The organism is Mycobacterium avium subsp. avium (assembly GCF_009741445.1).
Lineage (GTDB): Bacteria > Actinomycetota > Actinomycetes > Mycobacteriales > Mycobacteriaceae > Mycobacterium > Mycobacterium avium.
This window is the reverse complement of the sequence record NZ_CP046507.1, coordinates 4,671,361-4,691,081: the sequence shown is the minus strand read 5'-3', so window position 1 is coordinate 4,691,081 and position 19,721 is coordinate 4,671,361. Positions and strand designations below refer to the sequence as shown.

At 70.5% G+C, this 19,721-nt stretch carries 14 protein-coding genes; 7 read left to right on the top strand and 7 right to left on the bottom strand.

Annotated features, from left to right (window positions below; all coding sequences use genetic code 11):
• Positions 1 to 22: 22 nt before the first annotated feature.
• Positions 23 to 2,011: a M13 family metallopeptidase gene (locus tag MAA44156_RS21935; protein ID WP_009979697.1), complete on the bottom strand. Its 1,989-nt coding sequence runs from the start codon at positions 2,009 to 2,011 to the stop codon at positions 23 to 25.
• Between the two features lie 41 nt (positions 2,012 to 2,052).
• On the opposite strand from MAA44156_RS21935, the gene MAA44156_RS21930 reads away from it, so the two are divergent.
• Both MAA44156_RS21930 and MAA44156_RS21925 read left to right on the top strand, forming a co-directional pair.
• On the top strand, positions 2,053 to 2,682 hold the full coding sequence (locus tag MAA44156_RS21930) for a hypothetical protein (protein ID WP_009979696.1): 630 nt from the start codon (positions 2,053 to 2,055) through the stop codon (positions 2,680 to 2,682).
• Positions 2,683 to 2,690: 8 nt separating this feature from the next.
• A complete protein-coding gene (locus tag MAA44156_RS21925; protein WP_009979694.1) occupies positions 2,691 to 3,374 on the top strand; it encodes a hypothetical protein in 684 nt (227 codons plus the stop codon).
• 15 nt (positions 3,375 to 3,389) lie between these two features.
• On the opposite strand, the gene MAA44156_RS21920 is transcribed toward MAA44156_RS21925, so the two are convergent.
• Both MAA44156_RS21920 and MAA44156_RS21915 read right to left on the bottom strand, forming a co-directional pair.
• Positions 3,390 to 3,929: a helix-turn-helix domain-containing protein gene (locus MAA44156_RS21920; RefSeq protein ID WP_009979691.1), complete on the bottom strand. Its 540-nt coding sequence runs from the start codon at positions 3,927 to 3,929 to the stop codon at positions 3,390 to 3,392.
• The gene (locus MAA44156_RS21915) at positions 3,926 to 6,949 is read right to left on the bottom strand and encodes an MMPL family transporter (protein ID WP_009979690.1); all 3,024 of its coding nucleotides are present in this window, start codon (positions 6,947 to 6,949) and stop codon (positions 3,926 to 3,928) included. The genes MAA44156_RS21920 and MAA44156_RS21915 overlap by 4 nt, the downstream gene beginning before the upstream one ends.
• 349 nt (positions 6,950 to 7,298) lie before the next feature.
• Here MAA44156_RS21915 and MAA44156_RS21910 point away from each other — a divergent pair, with 349 nt between their 5' ends.
• Entirely contained in the window at positions 7,299 to 7,844 is a 546-nt protein-coding gene (locus tag MAA44156_RS21910; protein ID WP_003874098.1) for a hemophore, read from the top strand.
• An 85-nt stretch (positions 7,845 to 7,929) separates the two neighbouring features.
• Here the strand turns inward: MAA44156_RS21910 and MAA44156_RS21905 are convergent, their stop codons facing one another.
• A complete protein-coding gene (locus MAA44156_RS21905; protein ID WP_009979686.1) occupies positions 7,930 to 9,111 on the bottom strand; it encodes a lysylphosphatidylglycerol synthase transmembrane domain-containing protein in 1,182 nt (393 codons plus the stop codon).
• A gap of 168 nt (positions 9,112 to 9,279) precedes the next feature.
• On the opposite strand from MAA44156_RS21905, the gene MAA44156_RS21900 reads away from it, so the two are divergent.
• Positions 9,280 to 10,428, top strand: coding sequence for an AI-2E family transporter (locus tag MAA44156_RS21900; protein WP_009979685.1), 1,149 nt, complete (start codon positions 9,280 to 9,282; stop codon positions 10,426 to 10,428).
• Between the two features lie 15 nt (positions 10,429 to 10,443).
• Here the strand turns inward: MAA44156_RS21900 and mmpL3 are convergent, their stop codons facing one another.
• Genes mmpL3 through trmB form a run of 3 tightly spaced genes read right to left on the bottom strand, consistent with a single transcriptional unit; the run spans position 10,444 to position 14,901 of the window.
• Positions 10,444 to 13,317, bottom strand: coding sequence for a trehalose monomycolate exporter MmpL3 (mmpL3, locus tag MAA44156_RS21895; RefSeq protein ID WP_033717441.1), 2,874 nt, complete (start codon positions 13,315 to 13,317; stop codon positions 10,444 to 10,446).
• A gap of 58 nt (positions 13,318 to 13,375) precedes the next feature.
• Positions 13,376 to 14,089, bottom strand: coding sequence for an NYN domain-containing protein (locus tag MAA44156_RS21890; RefSeq protein ID WP_009979681.1), 714 nt, complete (start codon positions 14,087 to 14,089; stop codon positions 13,376 to 13,378).
• 32 nt (positions 14,090 to 14,121) lie between these two features.
• Positions 14,122 to 14,901: a tRNA (guanosine(46)-N7)-methyltransferase TrmB gene (gene trmB, locus MAA44156_RS21885; RefSeq protein ID WP_011726358.1), complete on the bottom strand. Its 780-nt coding sequence runs from the start codon at positions 14,899 to 14,901 to the stop codon at positions 14,122 to 14,124.
• A gap of 193 nt (positions 14,902 to 15,094) precedes the next feature.
• On the opposite strand from trmB, the gene MAA44156_RS21880 reads away from it, so the two are divergent.
• The 3 genes from MAA44156_RS21880 to MAA44156_RS21870 all read left to right on the top strand — a co-directional run bounded on the left by MAA44156_RS21880 (position 15,095) and on the right by MAA44156_RS21870 (position 19,719).
• Positions 15,095 to 16,201, top strand: a complete 1,107-nt coding sequence (locus MAA44156_RS21880; RefSeq protein WP_009979678.1) for a hypothetical protein — start codon at positions 15,095 to 15,097, stop codon at positions 16,199 to 16,201.
• The gene (locus MAA44156_RS21875; protein WP_009979677.1) at positions 16,198 to 17,733 is read left to right on the top strand and encodes a hypothetical protein; all 1,536 of its coding nucleotides are present in this window, start codon (positions 16,198 to 16,200) and stop codon (positions 17,731 to 17,733) included. The genes MAA44156_RS21880 and MAA44156_RS21875 overlap by 4 nt, the downstream gene beginning before the upstream one ends.
• A gap of 156 nt (positions 17,734 to 17,889) precedes the next feature.
• Positions 17,890 to 19,719 carry a phosphoenolpyruvate carboxykinase (GTP) gene (locus MAA44156_RS21870; protein WP_009979676.1) on the top strand — a complete coding sequence of 610 codons (1,830 nt, stop codon included), beginning with the start codon at positions 17,890 to 17,892 and terminating at the stop codon, positions 19,717 to 19,719.
• Positions 19,720 to 19,721 lie beyond the last annotated feature (2 nt).

The following is a 19,721-nucleotide window of genomic DNA, read 5'->3' as shown; positions in this document are numbered from 1 at the left end:
CACCAGGCGCGGCCGCTGCCCGTCAGTTCCAGATCTTGACCCGCCGGTCGGGTTCCAGGAACAGCGCGCCCTCGTCGGCGCCGTCGAAGGCGTCGTAGAAGGCGTCCATGTTGCGGATCACGCCGTTGCAGCGGAACTCCGGCGGTGAGTGCGGGTCCACCGCGAGTCGCCGGATCGCTTCGGCCTCACGGGATTTGGTTCGCCACACCTGCGCCCAACCGTAGAACACGCGCTGCACCCCGGACAGGCCGTCGATCACCGGGGCGGGCTGCCCGTTCAGCGACAACTGGTAGGCCAGCAGCGCGATCGACAGGCCGCCCAGATCGCCGATGTTCTCCCCGACGGTGAACGCCCCGTTCACGTGGTAGCCGCTGGGCAGACCGCGCGGCGTGTAGGCGTCGTACTGTTCGATGAGAGCCTTTGTGCGGGAGGCGAATTCGGTCCGGTCGGCGTCGGTCCACCAGTCGACCAGGTTGCCGTCGCCGTCGTATTTCGCGCCCTGGTCGTCGAAGCCGTGGCCGATCTCGTGGCCGATCACCGCGCCGATGCCGCCGTAGTTGGCGGCGTCGTCGGCCTCGGCGTCGAAGAACGGCGGCTGCAAAATGGCCGCCGGGAACACGATCTCGTTCATGCCCGGGTTGTAGTACGCGTTGACCGTCTGCGGCGTCATGAACCATTCGTCGCGGTCCACCGGCCCGCCGAGCTTGGCCAGCTCCCGGTCGTGGTTGACGGCGTAGCCCCGCTGGTAGTTGCCGTACAGGTCGCCCCGGTCGATCACCAGCGCGGAGTAGTCGCGCCACTTGGCCGGGTAGCCGACCTTGGCGGTGAACTTGTCCAGCTTGGCCAGCGCCCGCTGCCGGGTCTGCGGTGTCATCCAGTCCAGGTCGCTGATGCTGATCCGGTAGGCCGCCCGCAGGTTGCTCACCAGCTCGTCGATGCGGGCCTTGGCTCCGGGCGGGAAATGCCGTGCCACATAGAGCTTTCCGACGGCGTCCCCCATCAGGCTCTCGACCAGGGAGACCGCCCGCTTCCACCGGTCGCGGATCTGCTCGGCACCGGTCAGCAGGCGACCGTAGAAGTCGAAGTCGGCTGCCACCAGCTCGTCGGTCAGCCAGCCGGCGCGGGCCCGGATGACTCGCCACCGCGCCCACCATTTCCACTCGTCGAGGTCCAGGCTTTCCCACAGCGCCGCGAAGGCGGTCAGGTAATCGGGTTGACGCACAACGAGTTCGGCCACCGCGTCGGGTGTGGCGCCCAGCGCCTGCAGCCAGCCGTCCCAGTCGAAGCCGCTGCCCTCGGTGCGCAGGTCGGCGAAGGTGCGCAGGTTGTAGGTGAGGTCGGCGTCGCGACGCTTGACCACATCCCAGTGCGCGGCAGCCAGTTTGGCCTCCAGGGCCACGATGCGGGCCGCGGTCTCGGCGTGGTCGTCGGCCGAATCGCCGAATACCAGGCGCAGCATCCGGGCGATGTGTCCGGGGTAGGCGGCCAGCACCTCGGCATGCTGCTCGTCGCGGAAGTACGACTCGTCGGGCAGGCCGATGCCGGACTGCGTGACGTGCACCAGGTAACGGGCCGAGTTCTTGGCGTCGGTGTCCACATACAGCGCGACGCCGCCGCCGACGCCGGTGCGCTGCAGCGCACCCATCACCGCCGCCAGGGCGGCGGCGTCGGCGGCCTCGTCGATGAGCGCCAGCTCGTCGAGCAGGGGCTGCAGGCCGCGGCGCTGCACGGTGTCCTCGTCCAGGAAGCTGGCGTACAGGTCGCCGATGCGTTGGGCGTCGTCACCGCCGGCGGCCGCACCCTGCTCGCTGGCCTCGACGATCAGGTCGCGCACCTGCTCCTCGGCGCGGTCGTAGAGCTGCCGGAAGGCGCCGTCGGTGGCCCGGTCGGCGGGTATCTCGTATTCGGCCAGCCAGCGGCCGTTGACGTGACCGAACAGGTCGTCTTGCGGGCGGATGCTGTCGTCGACATGGCTCAGGTCGATCCCCGAGCGGATGGCCGTATTCGTCACCCCGCCATCCTTCCATCTCTGCCGGGTGCGACGATCGGGCCATGTCCGACGGCGAGCGAACCGAGCCACCTGCCGAACAAGATTCCGATGCCGACGAACCGCCCGAAGCCGCGGACGGCCGAATCTTCTCCCATTACGGCGTCGCCTCAACGGTTCTCGGCGTGCTGTCCGTGGCCGCGGTGGTGCTCGCCGCCCTGATCTGGTCCGACCACCGCGACCAGGTCGCCGAGCGCAGCTATTTGAGCCGGGTCATGCGGACCGCCGCGGACTGGGCGAACGTGCTGATCAACATGAACAGCGGCAACGTCGACGCCAGCCTGCAGCGGCTGCACGACGGCACGGTCGGCGAGCTCAACACCGACTTCGACGCCGCGGTGCAGCCCTACCGGGCGGTGGTGGAGAAGCTGCAGTCCAAGAGCAGCGGGCGGGTGGACGCGGTGGCGATCGAAACCGTGCACCACGACCTGGACGCCCAGCCGGGCGCCGCGCGGCCGCCGGTCACCACCAAGCTGCCGCCGTTCGCCACCCGCACCGACTCGGTGCTGCTGGTCGCCACCTCGGTGAGCGAAAACGTCGGCGCCAAGCCGCAGACCGTGCACTGGAGCCTGCGCCTGGACGTCTCCGACGTGGACGGCAAGCTGATGATCTCCGGGCTGTCCTCGATCAGGTGAGAGATGCGATGAGAAACATCTGGCGGTTGTTCGCCTTCGACATCGCGGCCCCGGTGGCCGCGATTGCGGCCCTGCTGGCCATCGGCGTGGTGCTCGGCTGGCCGCTGTGGTGGGTGTCGGCCTGCTCGGTGCTGGTGTTGTTGATCGTCGAGGGCGTGCTGATCAATTTCTGGCTGCTGCGCCGCGATTCGGTCAGCCTCGGCACCGACGACGACGCGCCGGGGCTGCGGTTGGCGGTGGTGCTGCTGTGCACGGCCGCGCTGGCGGCGGCCGTCGCGACCGGCTACACGCACTGGACCAGGGCCGACCGTGACTTCACCGACGACTCCCACAAGGTCGTCGCGATCGCCACCGGCATGGCCGAGTCGATGGCCTCGTTCAGCCCGACCGCACCGACCGGCGCCATCGACCGGGCCGCGGCGATGGTGGTGCCCGAACACGCCGCGGCGTTCAAGGAGCAGTACACCAAGTCCAGCGCCGAGCTGGCCCAGCACAACGTCACCGCGCAGGCGGCCACGGTGTCGGCCGGCGTCGAGGCCCTCGGCCCCGCGGCGGCCAGCGTGGCGGTGATCCTGCGGGTGACCCAGAACGCGCCCGGGCAGCCGCCCAGCCAGGCCGCGCCGGCGCTGCGGGTGACGCTGACCAAGCGGGGCGGCGACTGGCTGGTCGCCGACGTGCTGCCGATCAGATGACCGATCGGATGAGGCTCAGTTGGATTCGGCGGAGCGGGCGGACTTCACCTTGACGAACCGGTCGGACAGCCGGCGGATCCGGATCATCAGCGCGGCCGTCGGGCTGGTGCTGCCGTCCAGGTAGCTGCCCAGCTCCTCGGCGCTGACCCCGATGCGGGACGCGAACTCCTGCTGGCCCAGGCCGGACCGATCGATGAGCAGCCGCACGTGGCGAGCCACCTCGGCGCGCTCGTTGGCCTCCAGGTGGGCGCGGGCACGCTCGAGTACCTCCCACAGCGCCTTGGCGATGCCGTAGGGCCGGGTGCCGTCGAGCACCTCTTCGACCTGGCGCGCGGTGCGGCCGTAGGGGTCGCGCTTCAACGCGCCGGCGATGCGCTTCCAGGTGGCGATGTCACCGCTCTGCAGAGCCGAACGGATGGCGGCGGTCGGCCAGAATTCCACCGGCTGGTCGAGGTCCGGCAGCGGGGCGGACGGCCCGCCGCCGCGGTTGCGCTGGTCCCCCGGGGCCGGCCGGTGCGGCGGCGAAGCCGGGCGTCGGTCGGGTGCCAACGTCACCTCGCCTCCTCCAGCATCGCGACGGCCACGGCCAGGCAGCGCTGCCTGATCTGCTCCCAGTCCGCGGGTGCGTCGGCGTCCGGCCCCTGGTCATCCGGGTAATCGCACGGATCGGGATCGGCGAGCCGGCGGACCAACTGGGTGGCGATCCATTGCCGCCTGGATGATTCACAACAGTAATACCTGTCCATTCCGGCCAGCACCACCGCGGCGGTCTCGGGTTCCAACGCATCCACCATGTCTGCAAAGTCGGCGTAATCGCGGCGACTGTTACGGCACATGAGCAAATAGCCCTTCAGCCGCAGCGCCTCGGCGCCCGTCGGGACCAGCAACCGGTCGCCGGTGGGCAGCTGCACATTGGTGGTCTCCACCGGGCTGCGCCGCCGAAACCGCGGCCGGTCGGCCCCGCTGTCCGGGTCCGTCTGCAGCGCGTCCAGCGCCACCGACAGCCGTCCCCGCCACAGCGTCACCGGGTGCACGGGCCGGTCGGCCCCGGCGATGGCCTTGGCGATGCCGTTGCGCCCATTGCGCGCGGCCGGCTTCTTGGCCCCCGCCGAACCGTTGGTGTGACCGTTGCTGCCGGTCTTTTCGCCCGGGCCCGCCGCGACGCCGACCTTCTCCTCGCGCAGCGCCACCTGGTGCGGGATCTGCCCGGGCCCCAGGCCCCGGGCCGGGTCCGCGCCGGCCGCCGTGGTGCGGCCGCAGCCGGTGAACGCCAGCGGATCGGTGACGCAGATGGCGTCCGGCGCCAGGTGCTTGAGCTTGGCGGCGGACTTGAGCACCATCCGCAGGTCGGCGCTGGGCGCGGTGAGCGCCGAGATGTCGTCGGGGATCACCACGACGTCGCCCAGGTCGACCTCCGGCAGCGGCCGGTCGAAGTCCACCGACGGCAGGACCCGCGACAGCCACGGCGGCAGCCACCAGTTCCACTGGGCGAACATCGCCATCAACGCCGGCACCATCACCAGGCGCACCACGGTGGCGTCCACCGCGATGGCCACCGCGCAGGCCACCCCGATCTCGGCCACCAGCGGCATGCCCGCGAACGCGAAGCCGACGAACACCGCGATCATGATCAGCGCCGCGCTGGTGATGGTGCGGGCGCTGGTGCTGACGCCGTAGGCCACCGCGTCGCGGGTGTTGCCGGAATGCAGGAAGCGCTCCCGGATGCGGGTCAGCAGGAAGATCTCGTAGTCCATCGACAGCCCGAAGGTCATCGCGAGCACCAGCGGGGGAACGGTGCTGTCGATCGAGCTGATCTGGGCGAACCCGAGATCGCGCAGCCACCCCCACTGGAACACCATCACCAGGCTGCCGTAAGCGGCGGCGACCGACAGCAACGTCATCAGCACGCCCTTGAGCGCCAGGAACACCGAGTGGATGGAGACCAGCAGCATCACGAACGCGATCAGCGCGACGAAGCCGAGCACCAGCGGTTCGGTCGCCGAGACCCGGTCGTCGAAGTCCTTGATCAGCGCGGTCGGGCCGCCGACGTCGACCCGCGCGGTGCCCGCCTCGGACACCTTGGGCAGCTCGGCGCGCATCCAGCCCACGGTTTCGCGCGCCTTCATGTCCTCGGGGTCCACCGACAGCACGGCCGACAGCAACGCGCTGCCGTTGTCCTCGGCGAACTGCGGCGGCGACACCGAGACGATGTTGGGCGCCTGGGCCATCCGCTGGCGGACCGCCCCGACGGTGTGGCTGTGTTCCGGGGACGCGGCCCCGCCGTCGGGGAAGTTGATCAGCACCCGGATCGGGCCCAGCGCACCGGGGCCCAGCGCCTGGGCCGCCGCGCCCACCCCGGCCCGGATCTCGTGCGACGAGTCGAACTGGCGCAGCAGGCTGTTGCCCAGCACCATCGACGCGGCCGGCGCGGCCATCACCAGCAGCACCAGCGACGCCGCCAGCGCCGACATCCACGGCCGCCGCATCACCCAGCCGATCCACCGGTTCCAGAACTTCGGCTGGGTGCTTTCCGGGCGCCGCGACCAGTGCAGCAGGGCCGACCGCTTGGCGGCGGCCCGCCCGAACGTGGCCAGCGCGGCCGGGGTCAACGTGGTCGACGTCAGCATCGCGACCGCGACGGCCAGGATCGCGCCGGTGGCCATCGACTTCAGCGCCGGGGTGTTGATCACGTAGATCCCGGTCAGCGAGGCGATGACGGTCATCCCGGACAACACCACGGCCAGCCCGGAGGTGGCCATCGCGGCGTCGACGGCCTCGCGGGGCTGACGGCCGCTGCGCAGTTCCTCGCGGAAGCGCATCAGGATGAACAGCGAGTAGTCGACGGCCAGCGCGATCCCGAACATCGACACCGTCGAGGTGACGAACACCGACATGGTGGTGTACGCGGACAGCAGATAGACCAGCCCCATGGTCACCACCACCGTGCAGATGCCCAGGGCCAGCGGGATGGCCGCCGCGGCCAGCGACCCGAACACGGCGAGCAGCACGATGAGGATGACCGGCAGGTTCCACTTTTCGGCGGCGGCGATGTCGTGCTTGGTGTTGGCCGCCGCGGCCGCGCTCAGCGCGCCCTGCCCGATGACGTAGAGCCGCACCCGCCCGTTGGCGGTCTGGCCGGGCTGGTCGCCCTTGATGCCCACCTTGGTGCGCAGCTGCTTGGCCACGTCGCTGGTGTTGCGGGAATCCAGCCGCACCGACAGCACGTACGGCCGGTCCGGCTGCGGGGGCCGCTGGGTGGGGTTGGGGATCTCGGTGGTGCCCGGGACTTCGGCGGCGATCCGGCGCAGCTGCGCGACGGCGTCGTTCATGTCCTGGTAGCTGGCGTCGGCGCGGGGGGCGGCGACCAGCGCCAGGGACGACCCGCCCTGGTCGTGGTAGAGATCCTCGAGCTGGTCGTGCACCGCCAGCGACTGCGAACCGGCGACGTCGAAACCGCCGCCGGTGAGGTTGCCGGACTGGGTCAGGGCCAAATAGACCGCGGGAACCAACGCCAACAACCAGCCTGCGAAGACCAACCAGCGGTACTTACGCAGGCTGCGGCTCAGGCGCATCATTAACTGCTGGATTTCGTCGCTCCCCGGTTCTCGCGTAACGTGCTCGCGACGATACCGCAGCACGCTGTGGATTATCTTGGCTTATCTGGTTCCTGAGCTGCGGCGACAGCCTTGTTGCCAAGACGCTGCGAAGACGTTGTGAACCGGTGATCGGGCGGGATTTCGGTCACATCCGCAGTTCCGGCTGGCAGCGGTGATCTCGGCGATGGCACGATGTCGGTTGGCCCGGCGAGCCCCGGGGAATGCGGGGAAGCCGGCGATCAGATCCGGCGATCAGCGGGGCCGTTCATCGCAGCCGTTTGCGGGGCGCCGATCTTCGGCGGCCGCCGCAAACCGTAAGGAGTTAGCCATGACGTCAGCCTCCGCTGGACGGCGCCGCAGAATTTTCGCCGGGCTGATCGCCGCCGCCCTGCCCGGCGCCGCCGTCGCGGTGCTGGCCGGGCCGCCCGCGACCGGCGCCAACGACCCGTGCGCGGCCAGCGAGGTGGCCCGCACGATCGGCTCGGTGTCCAAGTCGATGGGCGACTACCTGGACGCGCATCCCGAGACCAACCAGGCCATGACCAGCATGCTGCAGCAGCAGGCCGGGCCGCAGTCGGTGAACGGGCTGAAGTCCTACTTCGATGCCAACCCCAAGGTCGCCGGCGACATGACGTCGATCGCGCAGCCGCTGACCAGCCTGTCGCTGCAGTGCAAGCTGCCGATCTCGATCCCGCAGGCGCTGGGCATGGTGCAGCAGGCGCAGGGCGCCGCCGGCGGGCTGCCGGCGCTGCCGGGCAACCCGGCGGGCGCCTCCCCGCTGGGCGGCGCGGCAGGTCCGGCGGGCACCCCGCCCGCCGTCCCGCAGCCGGCCGGCCCGCTGTCGGGGCCGCCGCGCGGCAACACCGTCGGGTGACGGCCGTCGACCGTGGGCCTTACGTCGGGCTTCCGGTCGTTTTTGCTGCATAGGCCACACGCTCGGCGAGCGGCCACGCGCGGCGCTAGACGTCTTTGTCCGGATTCGGATCGGCCGGACTCCGGTCCGGCGGCAGCGGCCCCTGCAGGGCGGTGTCGGTCGGGTCCGGCGGGCCGCCCGGTGTAGGCAGCACGGGCAGCGGGCCGGTGATCGGCTCGTCGTCGGAGTCGGCGATGTTCTCGGTGCGGAATACGAAGAAGAACACCACCCAGCCGACCGCGGCGATGAGCAGCCAGCTGATCAGCCGGTAGATCAGCATGGCCGAGATCGCGCTGGGCAGCGACATCCCGCTGGACACCAGCCCCGGCACCAGCACCGCCTCGACCACCAGCAGCCCGCCCGGCATCAACGGTATGGTGCCGACCGCGCGGGCGGCCGCGTAGGCCACGGTCAGCCCGGCCACCGAGGCGTGGTCCCCGGCGGCGTAGACGGCGAAGCCCAGGCAGGCCACGTCGGCGATCCAGTTGAACATCGACCAGCCGAACGCCACCGAGAGATCGCGCCGGCCCAGGCTCACCGATTCCAGCTGCATCAGCGTCTCGCGCCACTTGTCCAAACCGGTCTCGGCCGGCCGGCCGCGCACCGAGTTGACCCACGCCAGCACCCGGCTGCCGATGCCCTCGATCAGCTCCGGCCGGGACGCGACGGCCTGCGCCAGCAGCAGCAGCGCGACGAAGCCGCCCAGGGTGAACAGCAGCGAGAACGGGTTGTTCTTGGCGCCCAGCAGGAAGGCGCCGCCCAGGCCCAGCAAAGCCAACCCGACCGCCTGCAGCACACCGGACATCACCAGCTGCCAGGACGCCACCACGGTCGAGGCGCCCCACAGCCGTTGCTGACGGAACAGGAAGGTGGCCGACAACACCGGCCCCCCGGGCAGCGTGGTGCTCAGCGAGTTGGCGGCGTAGAAGGCGGCCTCCGAGCGCAGCTGCTTGACGTGCACCCCCGCCGATTTGAGCAGCGTGCGCTGGATCTGAGCAAAGCTGTGCATCGACGCGGCCGCGGCCACCACCGAGGCCAGCAACCACCACCAGTTCGCCTCGTACATGCTCATCCACGCCTTGGCCAGCTGGTCCCAGCCCAGCGAGACCTCGACGGCAAGCACGATGGCCACCACGCCGAGGATCACCCAGCGAACCCACCAGTACCTGCCGCGCGAGGTCTGCTCGCGCGGCAGGTCGAGATTGTGGGCGGGTGCGTCGTGCGGCACGTGACTTAGGGTAACGGTGCAGGTGGCGCGGGGATCGCTGCACGTCGCCGAGTGTGTCAGGGACGTTTTGGGGTCGTGACCGGATCGTGCCGGCGGCGACGGCCCCGAGCGACGCGCAGACGCCCGCGGTCAGGTTTGACGCGGCGTCGCTGCGGATAGGCTGGCGAAATGTCAGCAAACGTCGACGACGCGTCGGTTGAACCCATAGTCCGCAAGACCGCCGCCTGGGCGTGGCGTTTGCTCGTCATCCTGGCCGCCGCGCTGGCGGTGTTCTGGGTGCTGGCCAAGCTGGAGGTGATCGTCGTCCCGGTGCTGGTCGCGCTGCTGTTGAGCGCGCTGCTGGTGCCGGTGGTGGACTGGCTGGACCGGCACGGCCTGCCCCGTGGTGGCGCGGTGGCACTGGTGTTGTTGGGCGGCTTCGCGATCCTCGGCGGCATCCTGGCCTTCGTCGTGCTGCAGTTCATCGACGGGCTGCCCGGCCTGACCGAGCAGGTGACCCAGAGCATCGAGTCGACGCGCCGCTGGCTGATCAACGGGCCGGCGCATCTGCGCAGCGAGCAGATCGACAGCGCGGGCAACGCCGCCATCGAGGCGCTGCACAACAACCAGGCCAAGCTGACCAGCGGCGCACTGTCCACCGCGGCCACCGTCACCGAGCTGGTCACCGCGGCGGTGCTGGTGCTGTTCACGCTGATCTTCTTCCTCTACGGCGGGCGCAATATCTGGCGGTACGTGGTGCAGATCGTTCCGGCGCACGCCCGCGAGCGGGTGCACGAGGCCGGCAGCGCCGGCTACGGGTCGCTGATCGGCTACGTGCGGGCCACCTTTCTGGTGGCGCTGACCGACGCGGCGGGGGTCGGCGCCGGACTGGCGATCATGGGTATCCCGCTGGCGCTGCCGCTGGCGTCGCTGGTTTTCCTGGGTGCCTTCATCCCGCTGGTCGGTGCGGTCGTCGCCGGCTTCCTGGCCGTGGTGGTGGCGCTACTGGCCAAGGGCATCGTGTACGCGCTCATCACGTTGGGCCTGCTGGTGGCGGTGAACCAGATCGAGGCGCATCTGCTGCAGCCGCTGGTGATGGGCCGCGCGGTGTCGATTCACCCGCTCGCGGTGGTGCTGGCCATCTCCACCGGCGGCGTGCTCGCCGGGATCGTCGGCGCCCTGCTGGCCGTCCCGACGGTCGCGTTCCTCAACAACGCCTTCCAGGTGCTGCTGGCGCCCAACCCGTCCGCGGAGGCCGTCAAGCAGGAAGAAGAGTCCGACGAGCAGAACACCATCCTGCAGGCAGAGCCGGACAAACCCGAAAACGGTTCCGGCTGAGGGTTTTTCAGGCCTTCACAGCCGGCCCTCGCGGCGCAGCAGGTCCTGGGCCGACAGCCCGCCGCCGGCGCGGCGGCGTTGCCGCGCCGGGTCGCCGTTCTCGCCCTGACCGCGCGCGTTCGCCTGGTCGCCGGCCGCATCGGACTCGCTGCCGCCCGAACCTTCCGCGCGCATCTTCGGCAGGGCGGTGGTGGGTTCGGCGGCGTCCGCGTCGCTGTCGCCGTCGTCGGGCCGGTTGCCGGGCACCGGGATGGCGCGGGTCTGATCCCCGGACGGCGGCGCCGCCTGGGTGGGCGGGCGCTGCGGGGGGGCCGGGCGCGGTTCGGCCGGCCGCTGGCGGCCGGGCGCTCCCGGTGCGGCGAAGCGGGTCGTCTGGGCCTCGGTCGGCTGGTTGGGCCGGGCCGGGATGCGGGTGGTGCTCGCGGCCGGTTCCTGCGCGGGCCGCGGCTCCGCGGGAGCGGGGCGCGCCGGCCGCGACGGCTCCGGCGCCGCGGGGTGGGTGGGGTCGTGCGGCGGGCGCGGCGCCGTGGCGACCAGGCTGGCCGCCACCGGCGGACGGGCGGGCCGGCCGTTGAGGGTGGGCCGCTTGCGCTCGTCGGGCAGGTCGATCTCGCCCAGCCCGATCTTGTTCTGCAGCCGGCGGGCCCAGCGCGGGGCCCACCAGCAGTCGTCGCCGAGCAGCTTCATCACCGAGGGCACCAGGAACATCCGCACCACGGTCGCGTCCAGCAGCAGCGCCGCCATCAGACCGAAGGCCAGGTACTTCATCAGCACCAGATCGGAGAACACGAACGAACTGGCGACCACGGCCAGCACCATGGCGGCGGCCGTGATCAGCCGCCCGGTGGTCGCGGTGCCGATCCGGATGGCCTCGGCCGTCGACATGCCGCGCTCGCGCGCCTCGACCATCCGCGAGACCAGGAACACCTCGTAGTCGGTGGCCAGGCCGAAACCGACGGCGACGACCAGCGCGATCACCACCACCATCAGCGGCGTCGGGGTGAAATTCAGCACCCCCGACAGGTGACCGTCGACGAAGATCCACGTCAGGATGCCCATGGTCGATCCCAGCGTGAGCGCGCTCATCAACACCGCCTTGATCGGCAGCACCACCGACCCGAACGCCAGGAACATCAGCAGCAGCGTGGCGCCCAGCAGCAGCACCAGCATCAACGGAGCCTTGTCGAACAGGCTGTGAATGCTGTCCTGCTCGAGTGCCGGCGTGCCGCCGACATACAGGTTCAGGCCTTTCGGCGGGTTCACCGCCCGCAGTTCGGCGATCTTCTTGGCGGCATCATTGCGGTTGGCCAGGCCGTTCTGGATCACCCGCACCGAGCCGTCCTTGGGCACCGTGGTGCCGTTCGGGCCGGGGATGCAGGGGTTCCCGGCGATGGTCGGGCAGGGCCGCTCCTGCCAGGTCTTGTCGGTGAAGCCGCCGATCCCCGAGATCCGGTTGCGGATGTCGGCCACCTGCTGGTCGGTGACCTTGCTGTGGTTGTCGCTCTGGATCACCACGGTCAGCTGCTCGGTGCGGTAGCCGGGGAACTGCTTGTCGAAGTGTTCCTGGGCCAGGCGCACCGGATTGTTGGGGGGCAGGTACTTCTCGCTCATGCCGCCGAACGAGAGGTTGCCCAGCGGGATGACCAGCAGGATCATCCCCACGGCGATCGGGATGGCGAACGCCAGCGGCTTGCGCATCACCCAGTTGACCAGCTTGCCCCAGAAGCCGGCCTCGACCTCTTCGCGGGTTTTGGTCTTCTGCAGCCGGTCGGCCAGCCAGTTGAGGTAGGCCCGCGAATACTTCCAGTTCCGCAGGAACGGCACCCGGAACGCGGTCCGCACCCCCAGCGCGTCGACGTGGCGGCCCAGGATGCCCAGGCAGGCCGGCAGGAACGTGATCGACAGCAGCGCGGCCAGGCCCACCGCGGCGAAGATGGCGTAGGTCAGTGAGTGCACGAAGCCCTGCGGCAACACCAGCAGGCTGGCGCTCGACGCGATGATCAGCACGGCCGAGAACGTCACCGTGCGCCCGGCCGTCATCACGGTTCTTCGCACCGCGGCCTCGGTGTCGTAGCCCTCGGCGATCTCCTCCCGGAACCGGCTCACCACGAAAAGCCCGTAGTCGATCGCGATGCCCAGGCCGATCAGCGACACCACCGGCTGGGCGAAGTAGTGCACCGGGCCGAACACGGCGACCAGCCGCAGGATGCCCAGCGAGCCGGCGATGCTCAGACCGCCCACGATGGCCGGTAGGCCGGCGGCGACCGCGCCGCCGAACACCAGGAACAGCACCACCGCCACCATCGGCACCGCGAGGACCTCCATGCGGCGCTGGTCGGTGGCGATGGTCCCGGTCAGCGCGTTGGCGATCGGCTCCAGCCCGGCGAGCTGCACGGCGCCGCCGTTGAGCTTCTGCATATCCGGGGCGATGGCCTTGTAGTTGTTCAGGATGGTGTCGTCGTCGTCGCCCTTGAGCGGGATGGACACGAAGGTGTGCTTCTTGTCCTCGCTGACCATGCCCTTGATCACCGGGTTGGTGCTGTCCGGCGCCGCCAGCCAGCCGGCCCACCCGACGACCTGGTCGGGATGGTCGGCCTTGAACTTGTTCAGCTCGGCGACCACCTTGTCCCGCCAGCCCGCGTCGTCGACGGTTTTCCCGTCGGGCGTCGTGAAGGTGGCCACCACGTGGCTGGTCCGGTCGCGGCCGTAGGTCTGGTCGCCGAGCACCGACGCCTTGACGGACTGGCTGGCGTCGTCGTAGAAGCCGCTCTGGGTGACGTGCTTGCCCAGGCTGATGCCGAAAACGCCGCCGAGCAGGCACAGAGCTACCGTGACCCCGATCACGATGTACCGATACCGGTACACAGTTCGACCCCACCAGGCGAACACGCAAGCTCCTTACTGGATCGACTTAGTCTGCAGCGACCCACGCATCGGTTTTCCAGTGTCACACACGCGCGGTCAACAGCGCGGACAGCGGCCGGAACGGCTGCAACCACGCACCCTGGTCAGGCAGCGAATCTAGGCCGATCCGCGGCAACGGCTCCCGGAAGACACCGGAGATGTCCTCCAGATCAACGAAGTCCAAGGTATCCGACGCTAGCGCCCAACTCGCATGTTCGCGAAATCCGATCACCGCGACGCTGACCCCGCTGCGGGCGATCTCCTCCAGCGGTTGACGGAACGCCTGACCGTCGGCCGACGCCACCACCAGCGCGGCCAGCCCTTCGGTGCGCCGCAGCTCGATGTGGGCCAGCATGTCGCGGTCGACGTCGCTGTCCTCGTCGATCTTGGGCTTGGCGAACACCGCGAACCCGACGTTGCGCAGCGCATCCACCCAGGGCCGGACGACCTCGGCGCTGCCCGGCGCGATGTTGGTGAAGACGGTGGCCTCCGGTTCCACGACGACGCCCGGGCGTTCGGCGCTGACCTCGGCGGTGCGGGCCAGCGGCCAGCGCCCCAGGGCGTCGAACCGCGGGCGCTCCAGCGCGGTGGGGCGCCGGCCCAGGATCGAGCCCAGCCCCATGTCGAGGTTGGGGGCGTCCCACACCAGCAGCACCCGTCCGCCCGAGGGCGGGAAGCCGCCCAGCGCGTCACCGGACAGCACCGCCGGCGGCGCGACGGGTTCGGCGCCCGCGGCGGTCGCTTCAGTCAGGCTCATACCTCATCGCCTACTCATCTCGTCGAAGCCGTTCACCGTCTAAGCCAAATGAATTCGGTGACCGCACTTCCCGCGTCCTGAGCCTTCGTCTCGTACTTGGTGGTCGGGCGGGCGACCGAGATCGGCAGCGGGCTGTCCGGGTCGGCCGGGCGCAGCCGGGGCTCGCCCGCGCCGACGTCGGCGATGTGCTCGGCGTAGCCGGCGTGGTCCGTCGCGACGTGCAGGACACCACCAGGGAGTAGCCGGTCGGCGATCAGGCCAACCGTGCCCGGCTGCAGGAACCTTCGTTTGTGGTGCCGCGCCTTGGGCCACGGATCGGGGAAGAACACCCGCACCCCGGTCAGCGACGCCGGCGCGATGAGCCGCTGGAGCACGTCGAGGGCGTTGCCGCGGATCAGCCGGATGTTGGTCACGTTGTCGCGGTCGATCGCGCACAGCAGCTGCGCCAGGCCGCGCCGGTAGACCTCCACCGCGATCACATCCACGCCGGGCTCCTGCTTCGCCATCGCGAGCGTGGAAGTGCCGTTGCCACAACCGATTTCGAGCACCACCGGGGCCTTGCGGCCGAACCAGGCGTCGGTGTCCAGCGGCGGCCCGGGGCGGTCGGGATCCTCGGCCGGGCCCACCGACAGGCCCAGTTCGGGCCAGCGGCGGTCCCAGGTCTGGCGCTGGGCATCGGACAGGGTGGATCGCCGGGTGCGGAACGCCGTGGCCGGGAAATAACGCTGCTCGGAGCGGTCCGGTTGCCCGGTCGGTGAGTCGGCAGGCATCGTCACCCCGTGCTGCGCATGCATTTGTCCATGGTGGCCCATAAACCCCGGATGTAGCCGCCCCTGGTCCGGATTGATACCCAACAGTTGCCTTGAGCTGGTAACTCATAGACGGTGGCTCGCATCTTGACGACGTGAGTGCCACCATTCGGTGGGGCCGCCCGGCCCCGGCGCTGCACCCGGTAGCGGCCGATCGATCGGGCGATCGGGTCATTTTCGACCGGACAGGCGGGATATGAGGGGACAAGGACACCAGATTTTCGTCGACGAACTGGCACGGTTTGCCGCCGCCGAGGCCGACCCGCGGGTGACGGCGATCGCGCAGCGCGCCGCCGCGCCGCTGCGGGTGGTGGTTCGCGGCCGCCGGGGGGTCGGCCGCCGCACGCTGGCCCGCGCCCTGGACCGGGCCGGACGCGCGACCGGCATCGCGGTGACCACCGACGCGGCCGACGTCGTGGTGCACGTGACCGCCGAGGTGGCCAAGCCCGAAGACACCCAGGCCATCTCGACCGCGCGCGCCGCCGGTCACCCGGTGCTGGCCGTGCTGAGTAAGGCCGATCTGGTGGGCTCGCTGTCCGGCCGGGGCGGCGACGGGCCGATCGCGGCGGCGCGGGCCCGGTGCGCCGATCTGTCCGCGCTGATCGGCGTTCCCATCCGGCCGGCGATCGGCCTGCTCGCGGTGGCCGCGCTGGACGACCTGGGCGACGACCTGTGGGCGGCGCTGCGCACGCTGGCCGCCGACCCTGCGGCCTGCCTCGACGGCTCGATCACCGGATTCCTGGACGCCGGGGTCGACGTGCCGGCCGCGGCGCGCGAGCGGCTGCTGGACACCCTCGACCTGTTCGGCACCGCGCTGGCGATCGCCGCGATCCGCCGCGGCGCCGGGCCGGCACAGCTGCGCACCATGCTGCGCCGGATCAGCGGCGTCGACGCGGTGCTGGCCGAGATCGGCGCGCTGGGCGCCGAGGTGCGCTACCGGCGGGTGCTGGGCGCCGTCGCGGAACTGGAGGCGCTGGCGGTCGGCGGGGCCGCGCTCGGCGAGCGGATCAGCGGCTTCTTGTCCCGGGACGACACCGTGGTCGCCCGAATGGCGGCGGCTCTCGACATGGCCGGCGACATGGCCGGGGAAGTGGCCGGGGAGGCGGCGCCGGGCGATCCGTCCGGTCATCTGGCGCGAGCCGTGCGCTGGCAGCGCTACAGCCGGGCGTCGGGCAGCGACCTGCACCGCGCGTGCGGCGCCGACATCGCACGGGGATCGCTGCGGCTGTGGTCGCAGGCCTGCGCCACGCTGCCCGGCGAACGGCCCGTCGAACTGCCCGTCGAACGGGAGGACCCGGCGTGAGCGGCGACAATCCGGCCGCCGCGGTCGACGCGCTGGTGGCAGCCGTCAGCCCGGGGCTGGATCCGCCGGCGGTGCACCGCAGCGACGCGGTGCTGGTGACCGGGCCGTGGATGGCCGGGGTCACCGCGGTGGCCGCCGCGCTGCAGGAGCGGCTGCCGCAGCACAAGTTCGTCGAGTCGACGGACCTCGGGCCCGGCGAGGTGCCGACCGCGGTGGTGTTCGTGGTGTCGGCGGCCGCGCACCTGACACCCTCGGACTGCGCGCTGCTGGACGCCGCGACCGAACACACCGACGCGGTGGTGGGGGTGGTGTCCAAGATCGACGTGCACCGCGGCTGGCGTGAGGTGCTCGCCGCCAATCGCGACACCCTGGCCGCGCACGCGCCGCGCTACGCCCGGGTGCCCTGGGTGGGTGCGGCGGCGCTGCCCGACGTCGGCGAACCCGACGTCGACGACCTGGCCAAGACCGTCGCGGCGCAACTCGACGACGCCGATCTGGCCCGGCGAAACAGGTTGCGGGCGTGGGAATCCCGCTTACGGACGGTGGCGCGGCGGTTCGACCGCGAGGTCGAGGCCCCCGGCCGGCGGGCCCGGGTCGAGGCGCTGCGCGAAGAGCGCAGCACCGCGCTGCAGCAGCGGCGCCAGGCCAAAACCGAGCGCAGCATCACGCTGCGCGGTCAGATCCAGCAGGCCCGGGTGGCGCTGTCGCACTCCGCGCGCAACCGGTGCGCGTCGGTGCGCACCGAGCTGCAGGAGCACGCGGCGGGCCTGTCCCGGGGCAAGTTGTCCGGCTTCGAGGCGCACACCCGCGACCGGCTGGCCGAGGTGGTCGCCGAGGTCAGCGACGGCACCGACACGCAGCTCGCCGACACCGCGCAGGCGGTGGGGGTGGCGGTGGACCTGCCGGCCCTCGAGCAGCTGCCGGCGGTGGAGGTCTCGCCGCCGCCGCTGAAATCACGCCGGCAGGAAACCTGGCTGATGATCCTGCTCGGCGTCGGGTTCGGGCTCGGGGTGGCGCTGACGCTGAGCCGGCTGATGAGCGGGCTGGCGTCCCGGCTCAGCCCGGCACTGGCGGTGGCGGCCGCCGTGGTGTGCGTGCTGATCTCGGTGGCGCTCACCTTCCTGGTGATCAACATCCGCGGCCTGCTGCGGGACCGGGCGCTGCTGGACCGCTGGGCGGGTGACGCGACGGCGTCGCTGCGTTCGGTGGTCGAGGAGCTGGTGGCCACCCGGGTGCTGGTGGCCGAGTCGGTGCTGAGCAAGGCGCTGCTGGCCCAGGACGAGGCCGAGAACGCGGCGGTGTCGGCGTCGGTCAGCGCCATCGACACCGAGCTGCGCGAGCACGCCCTGGCCGCCGCCCGGGCAGCGGCCGCGCGGGATCGGGAGATGCCGGCGGTCACGGCCGCGCTCGAAGCCGTGCGTGCAGAACTCGGCGAACCGGGTATACAACCGGGCGGAAGTCCCGCCGAAGATGCCGGCGGTGAGAAAACCGAAAAACCCGCTTCGAGGAGCGAAGATGGCGACCGGCCGTGAGCTTCTGAATCGTTGTTGTGAGAAGGCTTATACCTGCCCGAGACTTCCCCGACAAGTTCCTCACGATAACCTGTAGTTAACGCCACCAAGTCCTTAATTTTGTGGGCGAAGGCATACCGAGCATCAGCCCGATACGCAACGAAGCAGGAGAGTTCGATGACCTCAGCGACCATTCCCGGTTTGGACACAGCACCCACGAACCATCAGGGCCTGCTGTCATGGGTGCAGGAGGTCGCTGAGCTGACCCAGCCCGACCGGGTGGTTTTCGCTGACGGCTCCGACGAGGAGTTCAACCGGCTGGCCGCCGAGCTGGTCGAGGCGGGCACGCTGAAGAAGCTGAACGAGAAGAAGCACCCCAACTCCTACCTGGCGCTGTCCGACCCGTCCGACGTGGCGCGGGTGGAGTCGCGGACCTACATCTGCACCGAAGAGGAAAGCGGCGCCGGGCCGACCAACAACTGGATGGACCCCACGGAAATGCGGTCCATCATGACCGACCTGTACCGCGGCTGCATGCGCGGGCGCACCATGTGGGTGGTGCCGTTCTGCATGGGCCCGTTGGGCGCCGAGGATCCGAAGCTGGGTGTGGAGATCACCGACTCCGAGTACGTCGTCATCTCAATGAAGGTGATGACCCGGATGGGCAAGGCCGCGCTGGAGAAGATGGGCGACGACGGGTTCTTCGTCAAGGCGCTGCACTCGGTGGGGGCGCCGCTGGAGCCGGGCCAGAAGGACGTGCCGTGGCCGTGCAACGACACCAAATACATCACCCACTTCCCGGAGACCCGCGAGATCTGGAGTTACGGCTCGGGCTACGGCGGCAACGCCCTGCTGGGCAAGAAGTGCTACTCGCTGCGCATCGCCTCGGCGATGGCCCACGACGAGGGCTGGCTGGCCGAGCACATGCTGATCCTCAAGCTCATCTCCCCGGAGAACAAGGCGTACTACTTCGCGGCGGCGTTCCCGTCGGCGTGCGGCAAGACCAACCTCGCGATGCTGCAGCCCACCATCCCGGGCTGGCGGGCCGAGACGCTCGGTGACGACATCGCCTGGATGCGGTTCGGCAAGGACGGCCGGCTGTACGCGGTCAACCCCGAGTTCGGTTTCTTCGGCGTCGCGCCGGGCACCAACTGGAAGTCCAACCCCAACGCCATGCGGACCATCGAGGCCGGCAACACCGTCTTCACCAACGTGGCGCTCACCGACGACAACGACGTGTGGTGGGAGGGCCTGGAGGGCCAGCCCGAGCACCTGATCGACTGGAAGGGCAACGACTGGTACGCCGGGAAGACGGACACGCCTGCGGCACACCCGAATTCGCGTTACTGCACGCCGATGTCGCAGTGCCCGATCCTGGCGCCGGAGTGGGACGACCCGCAGGGTGTGCCGATCTCGGGCATCCTGTTCGGCGCCCGCCGCAAGACCACGGTGCCGCTGGTGACCCAGGCCCGCGACTGGCAGCACGGCGTGTTCATGGGCGCCACCATGGGCAGCGAGCAGACCGCCGCCGCCGAGGGCAAGGTCGGCACGGTGCGCCGTGACCCGATGGCCATGCTGCCGTTCCTGGGCTACCACGTCGGCGACTACTTCCAGCACTGGATCGACCTGGGCAAGAACTCCGACGAGTCCAAGTTGCCGAAGGTGTTCTTCGTCAACTGGTTCCGCCGCGGCGACGACGGCGGCTTCCTGTGGCCCGGCTTCGGCGAGAACAGCCGGGTGCTCAAGTGGATCGTCGACCGCATCGAGCACAAGGCGGGCGGCCAGGACACCCCGATCGGCATCGTGCCCAAGGCCGAGGACCTCGACCTGGACGGCCTGGACGTCAGCGTCGACGACGTCGCCAAGGCGCTGGCGGTCAACCCCGACGAGTGGCGCGAGGAGCTGCCGCAGATCGAGGAGTGGTTCGAGTTCGTCGGCGAGAAGCTGCCGACCGGCGTCCGCGACGAGTTCGAGGCGCTCAAGCAGCGGCTGTCCGAAGCCGGCTGACC